General features: G+C 48.7%; 13 protein-coding genes and 1 riboswitch. Of the genes, 1 reads left to right on the top strand and 12 read right to left on the bottom strand.

What is annotated here, in order from left to right:
• Positions 1-105: 105 nt before the first annotated feature.
• A riboswitch (cyclic di-AMP (ydaO/yuaA leader) is annotated at positions 106-252 on the bottom strand.
• 134 nt (positions 253-386) lie between these two features.
• The 7 genes from OWN49_RS17020 to OWN49_RS17050 form a co-directional block, all read right to left on the bottom strand.
• On the bottom strand, positions 387-2,492 hold the full coding sequence (locus OWN49_RS17020; protein ID WP_176283125.1) for a cellulose biosynthesis cyclic di-GMP-binding regulatory protein BcsB: 2,106 nt from the start codon (positions 2,490-2,492) through the stop codon (positions 387-389).
• Positions 2,493-2,497: 5 nt separating this feature from the next.
• Positions 2,498-3,760 carry a glycosyltransferase family 2 protein gene (locus OWN49_RS17025; protein ID WP_003156256.1) on the bottom strand — a complete coding sequence of 421 codons (1,263 nt, stop codon included), beginning with the start codon at positions 3,758-3,760 and terminating at the stop codon, positions 2,498-2,500.
• Positions 3,753-5,480, bottom strand: a complete 1,728-nt coding sequence (locus OWN49_RS17030) for a DUF2334 domain-containing protein (RefSeq protein WP_176283124.1) — start codon at positions 5,478-5,480, stop codon at positions 3,753-3,755. The genes OWN49_RS17025 and OWN49_RS17030 overlap by 8 nt, the downstream gene beginning before the upstream one ends.
• Complete coding sequence (locus OWN49_RS17035) at positions 5,470-6,318, bottom strand: diguanylate cyclase domain-containing protein (RefSeq protein WP_103527139.1); 849 nt, start codon at positions 6,316-6,318, stop codon at positions 5,470-5,472. Before OWN49_RS17035 ends, OWN49_RS17030 begins: the two co-directional genes overlap by 11 nt.
• Positions 6,299-7,384, bottom strand: coding sequence for a lipoprotein YdaJ (locus OWN49_RS17040; protein ID WP_176283123.1), 1,086 nt, complete (start codon positions 7,382-7,384; stop codon positions 6,299-6,301). The genes OWN49_RS17035 and OWN49_RS17040 overlap by 20 nt, the downstream gene beginning before the upstream one ends.
• 232 nt (positions 7,385-7,616) lie before the next feature.
• Positions 7,617-9,803, bottom strand: coding sequence for a DNA topoisomerase III (locus OWN49_RS17045; protein WP_003156261.1), 2,187 nt, complete (start codon positions 9,801-9,803; stop codon positions 7,617-7,619).
• Positions 9,804-9,866: 63 nt separating this feature from the next.
• On the bottom strand, positions 9,867-10,301 hold the full coding sequence (locus tag OWN49_RS17050; protein WP_003156263.1) for an Lrp/AsnC family transcriptional regulator: 435 nt from the start codon (positions 10,299-10,301) through the stop codon (positions 9,867-9,869).
• Positions 10,302-10,477: 176 nt separating this feature from the next.
• On the opposite strand from OWN49_RS17050, the gene OWN49_RS17055 reads away from it, so the two are divergent.
• Complete coding sequence (locus OWN49_RS17055; protein WP_003156265.1) at positions 10,478-10,768, top strand: DUF3817 domain-containing protein; 291 nt, start codon at positions 10,478-10,480, stop codon at positions 10,766-10,768.
• A gap of 37 nt (positions 10,769-10,805) precedes the next feature.
• Here OWN49_RS17055 and OWN49_RS17060 read toward each other — a convergent pair whose 3' ends face one another.
• The 5 genes from OWN49_RS17060 to OWN49_RS17080 form a co-directional block, all read right to left on the bottom strand.
• Positions 10,806-11,615 (bottom strand): lipid II flippase Amj family protein, encoded by an 810-nt coding sequence (locus OWN49_RS17060; RefSeq protein ID WP_063174376.1) that lies wholly within the window; start codon positions 11,613-11,615, stop codon positions 10,806-10,808.
• Positions 11,616-12,113: 498 nt separating this feature from the next.
• Positions 12,114-12,536, bottom strand: coding sequence for a pyridoxamine 5'-phosphate oxidase family protein (locus OWN49_RS17065; RefSeq protein ID WP_003156270.1), 423 nt, complete (start codon positions 12,534-12,536; stop codon positions 12,114-12,116).
• Between the two features lie 6 nt (positions 12,537-12,542).
• Positions 12,543-13,166, bottom strand: a complete 624-nt coding sequence (locus tag OWN49_RS17070) for a GNAT family N-acetyltransferase (RefSeq protein WP_014304361.1) — start codon at positions 13,164-13,166, stop codon at positions 12,543-12,545.
• Positions 13,167-13,252: 86 nt separating this feature from the next.
• Positions 13,253-13,756, bottom strand: a complete 504-nt coding sequence (locus tag OWN49_RS17075; protein WP_014304360.1) for a D-lyxose/D-mannose family sugar isomerase — start codon at positions 13,754-13,756, stop codon at positions 13,253-13,255.
• 12 nt (positions 13,757-13,768) lie between these two features.
• The gene (locus tag OWN49_RS17080; RefSeq protein ID WP_176283122.1) at positions 13,769-14,629 is read right to left on the bottom strand and encodes an SDR family oxidoreductase; all 861 of its coding nucleotides are present in this window, start codon (positions 14,627-14,629) and stop codon (positions 13,769-13,771) included.
• Positions 14,630-14,656: the final 27 nt, after the last annotated feature.

Below are 14,656 nucleotides of genomic sequence, written 5' to 3' on the forward strand. Positions count from 1 at the left end.
GCTATGATGTCTCTGAATAACGATTGCATGCCATATTTCGGCACAGCAAAAAGACACAGAGGCAAACGGATGCCCCTGCGCCATAATCGTGCACAGGTTTCATTCATCTCCTCTCATGAACGCTTACGAGGTTAGCTGTCGGATTCGGGCTGATGAGAGTTGGCCCTACCTGAAAAAGGATTCACCCCAAGCGGCATGACGCGCCGCAAATTGGTTCCCCCGCTCTGATTACAGATTAAGCGATATAGATTATAAAAGAGATCATACTCCCGTCCCGTTCAGTTGTAAAGGGGCTTTTATGCTGTTTCAAAAATAAAAAAATCACCGCCAAAAATGGAAATAAAAATACAAAAAAAGAGGCCTGTTAACGGCCTCTTTTTCCTTCATTACTCTTCACTTTTTTCATTGTCCGCTTTTCTTTTTTTCCTTCTTGCCGTCAGCCAGATCAGACCGGCCGCAATAATTATAAGCGCAGCGAAAACAGCGATATACGTGACGTTCAGTGCTGCGGAACGGCTTTTCGTATCAGGCGATGGACTGCTGTCGTCGGATTTGATTTGCTGATGGTTTGAAAACAGCTGCCGGCCGGCCGTTTCGTTAATGACGGTTGCGGCATCGCTTGTGCTGTCTAAAAAGCGGATCAGCTCTTTTGTGACAGACGCGCCGCTGCCTGATAACGGAGCAAAAACAGCGATGCTCCGGCCGGAGTCCCAAGGTGATTCCTGGGTAAACGCGACTTGTTTCGTTGTCTCATTCAGCATTTGAAACGAAGAAACATCGTACGCGCCGCTGCGGTCTGACGGCACGAGAAGCTTAGAGGCGTTTGATTTCAAAAGCGGAATTTGCGGCAGGCCTCCGATAAACACAACATTCCGGCCTTTGGCATCCGCTTCCTTCATGTCTGATGCCGTCTTTACGGTAAAGCCGTTTCCGAATGAATCCGCCACCAGAGAAAGTTCTTTCAGTGTCTGTATGTTTACGTCATCCGGGATGACGATCACTGTTTTCTCTTTCACGCCGCCCGCAAACGGGAGCGGCCATTGCCCGAAATCCGCTTTCTGCGCCGCATCACTTACCGGATACGTCAGCATGCTGCTTTTATCAATATAGACCCATTTATTTTCGTCACGGTCGATACACGGGTTGTTATGTTTCAAACCTGACGTGACAAATTGCAGATCAATGTACCTGCTGCTTCGCAAAAGCTTCGGATCAATCGGGATTGAGACGTGGTAAAAGCCGTCTTTATCTTGATTGCCGAGATCGTCAAGACGCACCGCATTCGGCTGTCCGTTGACCATGACGTTCAGCTCCGCTCTCTCGGCGTCATTAGCTGAATCCGCCTTCGTCCGGATCGATTCCGACGTTTTTAATGTAAGTGAAAGCTTAACCTTACCGTCTTTATCAACAGCGGCCGCCGCAGGGTAAAAGAAGTGCTCTGACGCCGTTTTGTTTGATCCGACCGTTACATTTCCCGCGCCGAAGTCCTCTAATGTCAGTTTATTGCCTGTTTTTTCCGCAGCGGGCTGAAGGCGGCCGATTGTCAAAGTATCTCCGCCCAGCTGGCTTGAATAAGCGCTGTCTGTGATGACGCGGATTTTATCCGCCAGCGTTTTGTCTGAGTGCGCCGTGACAAACAGGACGGGCTGCCGTTTGTCCCCTGATGTCAGAACCCGTTCAGCGAGAAGGAGTTTGTTGTCTTCCGCTTTGAGGTTCCCGCGATCGAAAAGCTCTTTTATTTTCCCGTTCCAATGCTGATCAGCGCCGATGACAATTGACGGATTGCTGATTTTGCCGGCGTCGGATTCTTTTACATAGGATACCTTCAGCCTGCTGTCAGCCGTTTTCAGAAATCCTTCTGTTTTGACTGCGGCTTCAGCTTCAGCAGAGGTCGGTTTGTCAGGAAGGATAATATCGGTTTCTTCACCCGTATTGCCTGATTGGGCAAACGGATACGGGAAATGGCCGAGATCCGCTCCCTTTGACTTGCTTGCTTCTGAAAGCACAAGGCGGCTGTCCGGATAAATTTTTATCCAGTTGCCTGACGTATCCTGCCTGACGCAGACGCCCTCTTTTAATACGCCGTAAAATCGTAATGATACATTGTGATAGCCTTGGGCGGATTGGCTTTTGCTGAGATTGAGCTTCACCGTTTTCCGCTTGGAGCTGCCGTCAAGCTTTATGGATTTGACGGGTTCATCATCAATGGCGATGGTTAAAGAAGACGGGGCAATTAATAAGTTTGACGCCTCGTAATCAATCAGAAGCGACTGATCGGCATTCGAAGCTCCCGCAGGAATCTGATAGGTCAGCTCTGAGCTGTCTTTCGCCCCGTACAGTGTCATCAGATCGCCAGTCAGCGCCTGCTGCTCTTTTGCGCCGGCGCTTGTTCCGAGGGCGGAACCGTCCGTTTTCAGTTCCCGGGCCGCGGCCGCCTGCCCGTTATACATCAATAGCAAAAGGCCAGTTATCAATATGATCGCTTTTTTCAAAAAGGTCACCCGCTTTTATTTTGATTGTATCGCTCCGTTTTGTACCACTTGACTTCCTGCTTGAACAATCGGTGCTTGATCTCTGTGAATAATGACCAGATGACGAGCACGATCCAAGCCTGGGAGTATGTAAAGTACATCAGAAATACGATAAAGAAGTTTTGTTTGTTCATTTCTGTTTTTTCAATGCTCAAAGTAATCATGACCTCAGTCATAAACAGGAAAAAGGCCAGTATCCACAAAATCATCGCCAAAAACCCGACTGTCAGATGCAGGTCGTAAAAAAGATTGATGATAAAAATCGTGTTTGACATGATCACACCGAAGAAAAACAAAAAATACGTAAAAAAGAAATAAAACAGATCGAAGATGATCCGCTTGCGTTTCAGCTTGAAAAATTGGGATAAAAACTTAAGAACGACGTACTGGTTGCCGCGCGCCCATCTTGTCCGCTGACGCCACCAGACCTTCCATGTCTCAGGCTCCTGCTCCCATGTCACAGCCGCCGGGAAAAAGCGGATATGATAGCCGAGATTATACACGCGGATGGTCAGCTCGGTATCCTCCGCCAGCGCCTTATCATCCCAGCCGCCGAGCTGTTCGATAATGCTCCGCCTGATCGCGAAGTTCGTTCCCGGGATGGTGGCGATTTTGAACCATTTCCATCTGCCGCCCTGCGCCATCCACTGAAAACAGATGGTTTCAATATTGATAAACTTCGTCAGGATCGTTTTCGCCGCATTGATAACACGGAATTTCCCGACAACCGCTCCCGCTTTCTCATCATTCATCAGACCGAGAACCAGGTAGTACACCGCCATTTTTTCCGGCGTATTGTCCGCATCATACACGCAGATCACGTCTCCGTTCGATTCCGCGAACCCTGAGTTCAGCGCCGAAGATTTTCCTTTTCCGGCGTTCGGGGGCTTTGTGATAACCATTTTAATGAAGTCATACTGACGGGAAAATTCATTGACGATATCTCCCGTCCGGTCGGAGGAATTATCATTAACGACAATGATCTCAAGCCTGTCTTTCGGATAATACAGGTTCACCATCGCCTTCAGCGTCTGCCTGATGACGACCTCCTCGTTATGCGCGGGAATGAGCACGCTGACCTTCGGGAGCTCCCCCATCTTTGCGCGCCATTTCGGAATGTTCCGTTCGAAGGTCATATAATGCCTGAATCCGCCCTGCATCAGAAACATGTGATAGAGAAGCATCACCCATATTAAACTTAATGAGATAAAAAACAGAATGTTACTCAAGGCTTCTTCTCTCCTTAAAGATTCGTTTTTTTAATGTGGCGCGCAAATAAAGGACGTAGCAGGCGAACATGATGATAAACAATAACACCACGCCGGAGAGAATCCAAAGCGCTTTTTCCAGAGGCGTCTGCTGATGGTGATTGAAAAAGGCCGTTATCGGATGAATCTTGTTTTCCACATGAATGGTTCCGTCTCCGTCCGTTTTGATCCTGACGCTGTCCGACGTTACCGTTTGCTTCGTTTTCTTCAGATCGAGCCACTCGCCGCCGGGAATCCGCTCCATCTGATTGACGAGCTCGGGAAGGTATTTCATGCCGAGATACGGATGGTAGAAACCGCCCGCCGTTCCGCCGCCGAAATCAATCATCTGCGAGATATGATTCTCCATATCTCCGAGCGGATTTTCCTTTGAGTTATCGGCATAACCGATTGTTTCAGGGTACAGCGTCATCCCGTCCAGCATAGCCGGCTTTGAGACGAACGGAGGGGCGCCCGAGGTTTTCCACGTCGTGCCGCTGAGCTGCACTTGTCCGAAAATACTGGAGAAATAAGAAGATGCGATTTTGTAGCCTTCTTCAGACATCGTGTAGTGCGGCGCTTCGAATGACAGCGGGTAAAGGCCGAGCTCTGTCAGATCGTCAATCGCCTGCTCCAGCTTCGTTCTCGTGTAGATGTTTTCTTTTTCACGAAAAGGTTTCACATACGCCCGGTACGCTTTTTCATTCGGAAAATCCTGTTCCTTTTCAAGCTTGACCGGAGTATTATCCGCATTTTCTGACGTAATCGGCTGATCCGCTTTGGCATCCCAAAATTCAAAGCCTTCTCCCGTTTCGCTGTATCGGTATGCGTGCGTGTAGCCGTGAATAATGATGCTGCCGCCCATTTGCTGAAGTTTTTTCAGGACGCGGACCATTTTCGGCTTGTCCGCCAGGTATACTTTTTCTCCGTTTTCCGGATTGAGATAGACCGGAATGACCGCCAGAATAAACGGAATGTGTCTTTTATGCAGGTAAGCGCCCGCTTCGTAAAGCAATGTTTCATCTGACATCGGACTGATGTCTTCAAGCCGCAAATAAAGGAGGGTGCCGCCCTCTGATTCTCCGAATGCGTTGCGCATCGCTTTCGCCGTCAGAAACGAATCATTTAACAGGCTCGTCACACCGAAATAATAGTCAGAGCGCGCCGTTTTCCACATAAAAGGGCGGGTGCTGCCGTCACCGGACCGGTATGTATAAAGGGACTTTCCTTTTACTCCCGATACGCCGAGCACGGACATCCCTTTTTCAAGCGGCATGTCTGTTTTTTCTTTCTTGCTGTAAATGCGGTATACCGTTTCTTTTTCTGTCAGGGACAACCCCGCAAATTGGCGGAACTGTCCGGCGTTATAGCCGATGCTGATAAGCTGCTGCGGCATGCTGCTGATCAGTGACACAAATGATGTGCTGAGCTTTTTTTTCGTGACGCCGTAATAGATGACGCGCCGATTCTTTTTGAAGTCCGCGGCTGTGATGTCTCCGTCGCTTTTCACGGTGACGGCTGATGAGAAATGGCCCGCGGTCAGATCAAGCATTTTGACCTCAGCGGTTTCTTTGCCGTCCGTGCTTGTATAAATAATGAGAATGCCGTCCTTTTTGTCTTTTGCTTCCGCCGGACGGGGAACATAAACCGCCGAAATCATGAAGAGCGCCGAGAGTAAGAGACGTATCCATTTAGAGTTCATTCATCATCATCTCGTTTTCCAGTTCGTTTAAAAATTGCTCGGCCGTTTGTAAATCTTTTCGGTACGCCAAGTAACATACACGGAAGGTGATGGAGACGTATTTACCGTTTTGCAGCCGGTACGTATCCAATTCCTTTTTCAGCTTCGCCAGAACGGCCGGCATGTTTTCTTCAGGCGTATGGGTCAGCACGATGCCGAACCGTTCGGCGGACGGCCTGAATTTTTTGTCTGTTTCCCGAACGCTTGACCGGATTTGGCGGCTGATAAACGCCAGCAGCCGATCGGTCTCTTTTTCTCCGTACAGGGATTTAAATTCCTTGAAATAATGCATGTGCAGCAGCAAAAAGACGAAGGAATTGCCGTAGCGTTCCGCCCGCTTGATCTCTTCGGAAAGCTCCAGCTTCATCCGCAGATGGTTGTCAAAGCCGGTCACCCTGTCGACGGCGACAAAGCTCGTAATCTCTTCACGCAGCTGTTTCACTGAGCGCTCAAGCCCCTTCGCCAACTCGTGAATCCTTCCCGCTATGTAAGAAAAGAGCAGCAGCGCAATCCCCCAAATGACCAGCACCTGCAGACTTTCGGCACCGGCAGACGCCATAAAGCTCCCGGTCTGAAACCACAGGAGCAGGCTGCCGAGAACAAATAAGACGAGTAAGGTCATGACGAGCGCGTAAATTGCCCCGAACCATATACCGGCTCCCGCAACAAGCAATGTGATGCAGGTTATCAGAAGCCCTGCGGATTGCTGAGACGCATAGTAAATAAAAAAAGACAGCAGCACCAGCATAACTGCTGTGTAGCTGCACAGTTTTTGTGATTCATTGAATGATATTTTCATTAAACAATTTCCTTTCAGCCAGAAGCGGCAGCAGGTTATCGAAAGAATGTGTATCGCTCCCGCTCATATAGCCGCCGTAATCGGGTTTCAGCGTGTCCAGTGTTTCAAATGAAGTCATTCTTTCATAAAGCGGCTTGATGACAGCCGGATCAGCTTTTTGTTCTGCTAAAAAAAGAACGGCCAGGGCGTAAACGGACGGTGATTCGTACTGAACCGCCGGCTCCTTCGTGTCTGCGCTGTATCGTCCGTACAGCTGTCCGCGCGACTTAAATTCCTCTATCATCCATTTTGACAGCGCGGCAGCCTTGCCATCGCCCCGCTTCAGATTCACGGCGGCGTACAGCTGGTCGATGACATTCACTTCGCTGTCATATTTGTATTCCTTTGTTTCGGTATTGAATGATTTCGGCAGAAAACCATTTTTCAGGGGCGCATGATTGAGAACATCAAGGTTCCGGTTTTCCGTTTTCTCATCGATAATCCCTTTTTCTCTGAGCATCTGTAAGGCGCCGGGGTCAACATAGGATAACGTCACGGTCTTTGATGCGGCATTTGAAGCGGCATCATAATAATCCGTAAAATACCCGTCATTCGTATTGTATTTTTCCAGCGCCTTCCCGATCTGCACCGCTGTTTTCCCGTATTCACTGTTTCTCCACAGGGTTCCGGCCTCATTCAGACAGTTCATGATTCTGAAATCGTCAATTAAGGCATTGGTGCCGCTCGCTTTATTCCCGTCAATCTTCCACGACACGAGCCCGTTTTTCGTCAGAAACGAATCGGTGAGAAGCTGATATTGCGCTTGAAACTGCCGTTCATCTTTCCTGTTCAGCAAAAATGCCATCCATAGTCCGAGAGACTCAGATAAATATTCCGGCTCACCGGATATGTTCGTCCGGATCATCCCCCGCCCGTTCATCAATTTATGATAAATAAAATGCTCTGCGGGCTGAAGCGGTCCGGACGGTTCGGCTGCCGCCTGTTTTTCAGTGCCGGCCTCCGCGCACCCCGCCGTCAGAACGATCGGAATCAAAAGGAGCATCAGACGAAAAACGAATTGCTTCACAGCCCATCCTCCTATTTTATAAATCCTTTTTTAGACCCATATCTTATTTTTTCACAAAGTATTTTTACTATAAAGGAAACGATAAAAGAATACTAGCATTTTTTCACATTGGAAAATTTTAAATGGGAGCGCCGCCTCTCACCTTTTCCCTCTTCGTCTGGATCGTATTCCCATTACAGTAAAAAACACAACAAAAGGCAGCATTTCTTTACAAATGCTGCCTTTCTCTGATCTATTTATCCAGGCCGAGTTTTTTCAGCTGTTCTGCCAGCGCGTTGTTCATCGGCTCCTCTTTGTTTTGGCTTTTCATATAAGAGTTGATGTCCCGCTTGGATGCGCGGCCGGATTTATCTTTCGCCTTGCGCTTTTCAAAGACGGACAGTTTCTCCCGGTGGCCGCATACACATGCGAAGGTTTGGCCTTCGCCCTGGCCGCGAAGCTCCATTTTCTTATGACAGTTCGGACAGCGGGCGTTTGTTTTTCTTGCCAGCGTTTTCCGGCTGCCGCACTCACGATCCTGACATACGAGCATCGTGCCGCGTTTGCCGTTGACTTTAAGCATCATTTTGCCGCAATCAGGGCAGGCGGTGCCTGAAATGTTGTCATGTCTGAAAGTCTGGCTGCTGTTTTTGATTTCCTTCACCGTTTTGCCCGCATATGTTTTCATGTCTTTAATGAACACGGCGGATTTCAGTTTGCCCGCTGCGATGGCGGAGAGCTTTTGCTCCCACTCAGCGGTTAAGGCCGGCGATTTTAAATCTTCCGGGACGAGCTGTAAGAGCTGCTTCCCTTTTGACGTAATGAAAATATCTTTTTCTTTTTTCTCGATCAAGAAACTGTTGAACAGTTTTTCAATGATATCAGCGCGGGTGGCGACTGTTCCGAGTCCGCCGGTTTCACCCAATGTTTTCACAAGGTTCTTCTCTTCTCCCTGCATAAAGGCGCTTGGGTTCTCCATCGCGGATAACAGCGTGCCTTCATTAAAGCGCGCCGGCGGTTTCGTCTGTCCGCTCGTTTCTTTCAATGATGAGACAGTGAGGCGCTGACCCTGCTGAAGATCCGGGAGCGTCTGGTCTTTGTCTTCCTCATGATCGTCGTCATCCTCGTACATATCATACACGGCTTTCCAGCCAGGCGATTGAACCGTTTTCCCTTTTGCGGTAAATGTTTCGCCGCCGATATCGGCTGTGACCTTTGTTTCTTCGTATTCGAACGCCGGCATTAACACGGCGAGAAAACGTTTGGCAATCAGATCGTAAAGCTTTCGTTCTTTGTCGCTGAGGCTTGAAAGGATCAGCGGCTCCTCTGTCGGAATGATGGCATGGTGATCCGATACTTTCGCATCATTGACGAATCCTTTATGCGCTTTGACGCCCCGCTTCAGTATTTGATTGACGTACTGGGCGTACGGCTTAACTTCCATGCCGTTTAAACGGTCTTTTAAAGTCGGCACGATGTCTGCGGAAAGGAATCTGGAATCCGTCCGCGGGTAAGTGACAAGCTTATGCTGTTCATACAGCTTTTGAAGCACGGACAGCGTCTCTTTTGCGGAGAAACCGAAGCGCTTATGAGCGTCCCGCTGCAATTCCGTCAAGTCGTAAAGACCGGGAGCGAAGCTTTTCTTCGCCGTTTTTTTCAATTCTGAAATGACTGCCGGCTTTCCTTGCAGGTCTTTTGCCAAACGGCCGGTCACCGTCTGATCGAACGTTCTTGTCTGCTTTGTTTTTTTATCCTGCCATGTCAGCGTCATCTGATCAGCCGCCGCGCGGAGACCGTAATAAGGAACGGGTTTGAACGCCTGAATATCCGCTTCGCGTTTGGCGATCATCGCCAGTGTCGGAGTCTGGACGCGTCCGCATGACAGCTGCGCGTTAAATTTCGTGGTCAGGGCGCGGGTCGCGTTGATGCCGACAATCCAATCCGCTTCCGCTCTGGCAACGGCGGAATGATACAGGTTTTCGTACTCTTTGCCGCTGCGGAGCTTTTGAAATCCTTCTTTAATCGCCTTATCCGTCACAGAGGAAATCCACAGCCGCTTAATCGGTTTGCGGACGTTTGCCTTTTCGATAATCCAGCGGGCCACAAGTTCCCCTTCCCGTCCTGCGTCTGTAGCGATTACGATCTGGCTGACGTCTTTCCGGACAAGCTGAGCTTTGACCGCATTGAACTGTTTTCCTGTTTTTTTAATGACGACGAGCTTTAAAGGCTCCGGAATAATCGGAAGATCCTCAAGCCGCCATGATTGAAATTCTTTGCCGTATCCTTCAGGGTCAGCGAGCGTTACCAGATGCCCGAGCGCCCATGTGACGATGTAGCGGTCGCCTTCAAGATATCCGTTTCCTTTTTTATGACACTTCAGAACGCGGGCCAAGTCCCGGCCGACTGAAGGTTTTTCAGCTAATACAACTGTTTTTGACATGCTTTTCACTTCTCTTTCTTTCACACTCATCCTGTTATTATAACAGACTTCCTCACGCTCTCTCTAATCGAGGACGTTTTTTGTGTCAATTTCTGAGAAAATGACGTGGGTCACGGTTTGGGCATACGGAGAGGTGCGGTTGATGAAGTGTTCGATCGTTTCCAGGCTGTCCGCGTTAATCTTCAGCATATAACACGCCGCCCCGGCGACCCGAAAACAAAATTCAATGTTGGGAATGGATTGAATGTAGGTTTTGAATTGATCGTATTTTCCGTTTTTCACCGTCGCTTCGACAATGCAGGAGACGGGGAGCCCGATCTTTTTTTGATCAATGTCCAATGTATAGCGCTTAATAACGCCGAAGGATTCAAGCTGTCTGACACGCTCTGTGACGGACGGGGCTGACAATTTGATTTTTCTGCCCAGCTCCCGCATGGACAGGCGGCTGTCCCGCTGCAGCTCTTTAATGATGCTCAGATCCACATTATCTAGTTTCATGACTGTAGTCCTTCCTTACCCTTTTGGCTATATTATCAAGAGAAATCCGAAAAATGACAAGAACAACAGGCTGAAATCATGAAGGTTTTTTCAGGAACTGACGCGAAATGGTCATATTAGGACTGCCCTTTGCTTATAGTATAGAGGAAAAAAGATGTCCGACAGGAGGGAGCTGTATGTTACACACGCCGATCGGCAGACTTCGCACGATGGGGTTTATTGAAGGAATGTCACTTTTGGTGCTGCTGTTTATCGCGATGCCGCTGAAGTATTGGGCTCATCATCCGCTCGCCGTCACCATTGCCGGTTCCATTCACGGCGGTTTGTTTATCATTTATCTGGCGGTGCTGGCGTATGCGGCATTTACTGTCAAATGGCATGTGAAATGGTCAGCCGCCGGTTTTATCGCGGCCTTTATTCCGTTCGGTAATTTTATTTATGATCGCGGCCTGAGAAATTATCAATAAAAAAGCTCCTCTTCTGCAGAGGAGCTTTTTTCATGCGTTACATCCATTTCGTCACCCAGGCGATATAATAAGCGCCGGGGAGGAATACGAGCTGGGCGAGAAGCGTGCCCGCGACCCTTGATGTGACCATCGTCAATGATGTCCATTTTAAGGAGACGTAGCTGCGCTTGCCCTTCGCCACATCGTCTGCCAGTACGGAGACTTTCGGGTCAACAAACACGGCCAGCAGCATAGTCGCAACGCCGTTGATTAAGCCTGATGCCATCACGGCGGTCGTACTGTGCTCAGGCGCCAGAAGGCCGGCGTACAGAGCGGACAGAACGCCGATCGTGTAAATAGACGTAATGACCATATTAATGACAAACAAGCGTTTCGGGATCATTCGGAATTGAAGCCCCTTTAAATAGGAGACTGACGGCAGTCTGATATAAGAACGCGCATGCTTCAGCCCGTTCAGTGAAAATCCTTTTTTAAATACCTGCATGACGGAGCCTCCTCCGTCCGCCAAGTGTATAATCGCCCTGGAGAATAACGCGACGAATGTCGGCAGAAGACAGATGCCGAGCATCGTTCCGACCGTGGAGCCGAATATTAAAAATCGAAACTGGGCGCCCACAACAGACAGAGCGTTTGATCCGGCGGCATCAATCAGATGTCCGGTAAACGGCTGCTGAACCATGTTTGACATGCGCGACACAATAACCATGACATTAAATAATGACAGCGCGGACGCGATAAATCCGACTCTCGCGCCGGAAAGCCGTGTTGCATAGGCAAGCGTTTCAATCGAATGTATCAGCAGCAGAAAACAGAAGATAAACAGTACTTGTGAAGTAATAACGTGCAATGTATGATTCCTCCAAATCTTTTCATACTGATTAGACTCTGCAGACTGCGGCGAGGTTTCGGCCGTTTACATAAAAAAACCGCCCGGATGTCCGGCGCGGTTTTGTCTTATTCTTTTCTTACGCAAATAAATAATATATGGTTGCCCGCCTTAGCCCGCGGGTGATTCGTATTAACAGTTCCGACAGAATCATTCTTCGAAAGTAAACACCATGGAAGTTCTTGAACACAAGACAACGAAAGCCCTACCTCTCAATCGTCACTGCGGCTCCGAAGCCGCGCCGGTGTGAATTGTAAAACAAAAAGTCTTTTTTCCATCTCTTCGTTAGGGGCGAATATCAGAAGGAAAAGAATAAGCTCAGCTTTTTTTCAAGCTGTCCGTTGAAGCCTGAAGCTTCTATATCAAAACAGAAAAAAGAAGTTTACTTTCTTTTTTATTTGCATGTTGTCACTTAGCAGTTAAGTATAACAGATTGCCCCTGAATAATCAAATGATTTATTAAAGTTCCAGCTCGGCCGGCGTTTTTTCACCCGCGTTCATGAGCTTGATCTGCTTCGGTTCAATTTCAAGAATCACCAGGTTCGGATCGTCTTTTCCGTCAAACCAGCGTTCCAGTTTCGGATCCCACAGCTTTTCTTTTAAATCTGCTGAGTTGTTCAGTTTGGCGGTTCCGGCCACTTCCACATAAGCGTCACCGAATCCTTCACAGTCATACCCTAACAGAATATGAACATTCGGATTGTTTTCAATTTCTTCCGCTTTATGAGTGTCTTTGCTCGTCGGCGTGTAAATCGTTAAGCCGTCATGGAAAAATGTCATGTAGCGTGAATGCGGTTTGCCTTGCTCTACCGTCGCAAGCGAACCGACTTTATGATGATCCAGTACTTCAAGCACTTTTTCTTTGATTTCATTTTGATTCATGAAGAATCACTCCTTTTTAACGTCTCCGCTGTTACTTTTCCACATTGGGGAGACATTTAAACCAAGAAATGTGCTCTTCTGCCGATCTTCGCTCCATTCCCGCTTCAGCATGCTGTAGTTCACCGTGTCATGATAGGCGCCCTGTACGAAAATGCCTTCTCTCGTCAGTCCTTCTTTCTGAAATCCGAGCCGTTCCGCCACCGCCCTGCTTTTCGTGTTTTTTTCAGCCGCGCTGATCATGATGCGGTTCAGCCCGAGGTCCTGAAATGCATGGGTGATGACCGCCCGGCAGCTTGCGGTGATAATGCCGAATCCTTCATGCTCTCGATCCAGCCAGTAGCCGATCTCTGCTTTTTGATTGACTGTATCGACATTATGGATGCTGATCATGCCGCAAAACCGGCCTTTCACAAAAATTCCGGCGTCAAACCCATTCTCTTCCGCATATTTATAGCGCCATTCGGGGATGATCACATCGCGGTACGTATCGATGTCAGCCAGTTCTTCCGCCCAGCTGAGCCATTCGCTGAGATGGTTTTGATTTCGCTTCATAACAGAATACAATTCGTCCGTATCTTCTTTGGCAAGCAATCTGATCGTCAGATGTTCCCGGATTTGACAGGAAAACACGACCGCACCTTCTTTCCTTTATTAGCCATTATACAGGTAAATTTATTTTTTTCCATACAAAAAAGATGAGGCGTGCAGCCTCATCCTTAAATGCGCGGGTCGGTGAAAACATCGTGATCATCCGTGCTTGTCGATGACATTTCCGTAACGACCGCCCCTTCCTCTCCCGCTTGAAACCAATGCTTCGTATCCGGCGGAATGGTGTATTGTCCGCCCGGCTCAAGCACAATCTCATGCCAGACGGTGTAGTACTCCTTGTCTTCTTCCGGCGGGAGGACGCTTGGGTTCTCTGTCTTTTCGCCTTCCACGTAGAGATACACCTTCCCCCAGCGGCAGCGGAATGTCTCTTGTTTTCCCTTCTCGCCGCCTACCGGCGGATGGCGGTGTTCCGGACACGTCTGGCGCGGGAAGAGCACCAATTCTTTCGAACAGTAGCGGTCGGTATTCACGTAAATAAACAGCTGAAGCCCGGTTTCCTCAAGCTTGCCTAAGCCGTAATCCATGATTTGAATGTCTTCAACTTCATCATCAGTCAGAACGATTCCCGCTTTTTGATAGTATGCATTCACGTCATGCTTCGATATCGTCATGGGTCTGCCTCCTTATGTGGTCACAAATCTGCCGCCGTTGACATGCAGCGTCTGTCCGGTCATATAAGAGGATTCGTCTGAGGCCAAGAGCACATAGCATCCGACATGCTCAACAGGCTGGCCTGCCCGGCCCATCGGCGTATCCTGACCGAAGGAAGCGACTGTTTCTTCTGAGAATGTCGCCGGAATAAGCGGTGTCCAGATCGGCCCCGGCGCCACGGCGTTGACACGGATACCATCGTTGACGAGCGCTTGCGCCATGGATCTCGTAAAACCGTTAATCGCGCCTTTCGTAGCCGTGTAGTCAATCAGCTGCGGATTGCCTGTGTAAGGATTAATGGATGTCGTATTGATGATCGCGCTGCCCGGCTTCATGTAATCAATCGCTTTTTTAGTCAAATAAAATTGTGAGTAAAAGTTTGTCTTAAAGGTTCTGTGAAGCTGCTCGCTTGTGATGTCTTTAATGCTTTCTTTCGGATGCTGTTCCGCGGCGTTATTCACGAGAATATCAAGACGCCCGAATTCTTCAACCGTTTTTTCAACGGATTCATTGCAAAAGTCTTCCTCACCGACATCGCCGGGGATTAACAGACATTTTACGCCTTCTTCTTCCACTCGTTTTTTTGTATCTTCCGCATCACCGTGTTCATCAAAATAGACGATCGCGACATTTGCGCCTTCCTTCGCGTAAGCAACCGCAACGGCGCGTCCGATACCGCTGTCGCCCCCTGTAATGAGCGCGGTTTTCCCTTTTAATTTGTCAGCGCCTTTATATTCTTTGTATTCGTAAACAGGCGCCGGATTCATTTCGTTTTCAATGCCCGGCTGGCGGTTTTGTGATTCCGCCGGGAATTCCTTCGGATAGTTTTCCATGTCAAGTTCCTCCTTCTTGTTCGATCT

The sequence above is a fragment of the Bacillus sp. NEAU-242-2 genome, assembly GCF_027853835.1.
Taxonomy (GTDB): domain Bacteria; phylum Bacillota; class Bacilli; order Bacillales; family Bacillaceae; genus Bacillus; species Bacillus velezensis.

Bases quoted from the DNA above. Each gene is read 5' to 3' on its own strand.
- OWN49_RS17035 (WP_103527139.1), bottom strand. From the start codon at position 6,318: ATGAAAATATCATTCAATGAATCACAAAAACTGTGCAGCTACACAGCA.
- OWN49_RS17050 (WP_003156263.1), bottom strand. From the start codon at position 10,301: ATGAAACTAGATAATGTGGATCTGAGCATCATTAAAGAGCTGCAGCGG.
- OWN49_RS17045 (WP_003156261.1), bottom strand. From the start codon at position 9,803: ATGTCAAAAACAGTTGTATTAGCTGAAAAACCTTCAGTCGGCCGGGAC.
- OWN49_RS17075 (WP_014304360.1), bottom strand. From the start codon at position 13,756: ATGACGATATCGAAGCATGACGTGAATGCATACTATCAAAAAGCGGGA.
- OWN49_RS17065 (WP_003156270.1), bottom strand. From the start codon at position 12,536: ATGAATCAAAATGAAATCAAAGAAAAAGTGCTTGAAGTACTGGATCAT.
- OWN49_RS17030 (WP_176283124.1), bottom strand. From the start codon at position 5,480: ATGAACTCTAAATGGATACGTCTCTTACTCTCGGCGCTCTTCATGATT.
- OWN49_RS17055 (WP_003156265.1), top strand. From the start codon at position 10,478: ATGTTACACACGCCGATCGGCAGACTTCGCACGATGGGGTTTATTGAA.
- OWN49_RS17080 (WP_176283122.1), bottom strand. From the start codon at position 14,629: ATGGAAAACTATCCGAAGGAATTCCCGGCGGAATCACAAAACCGCCAG.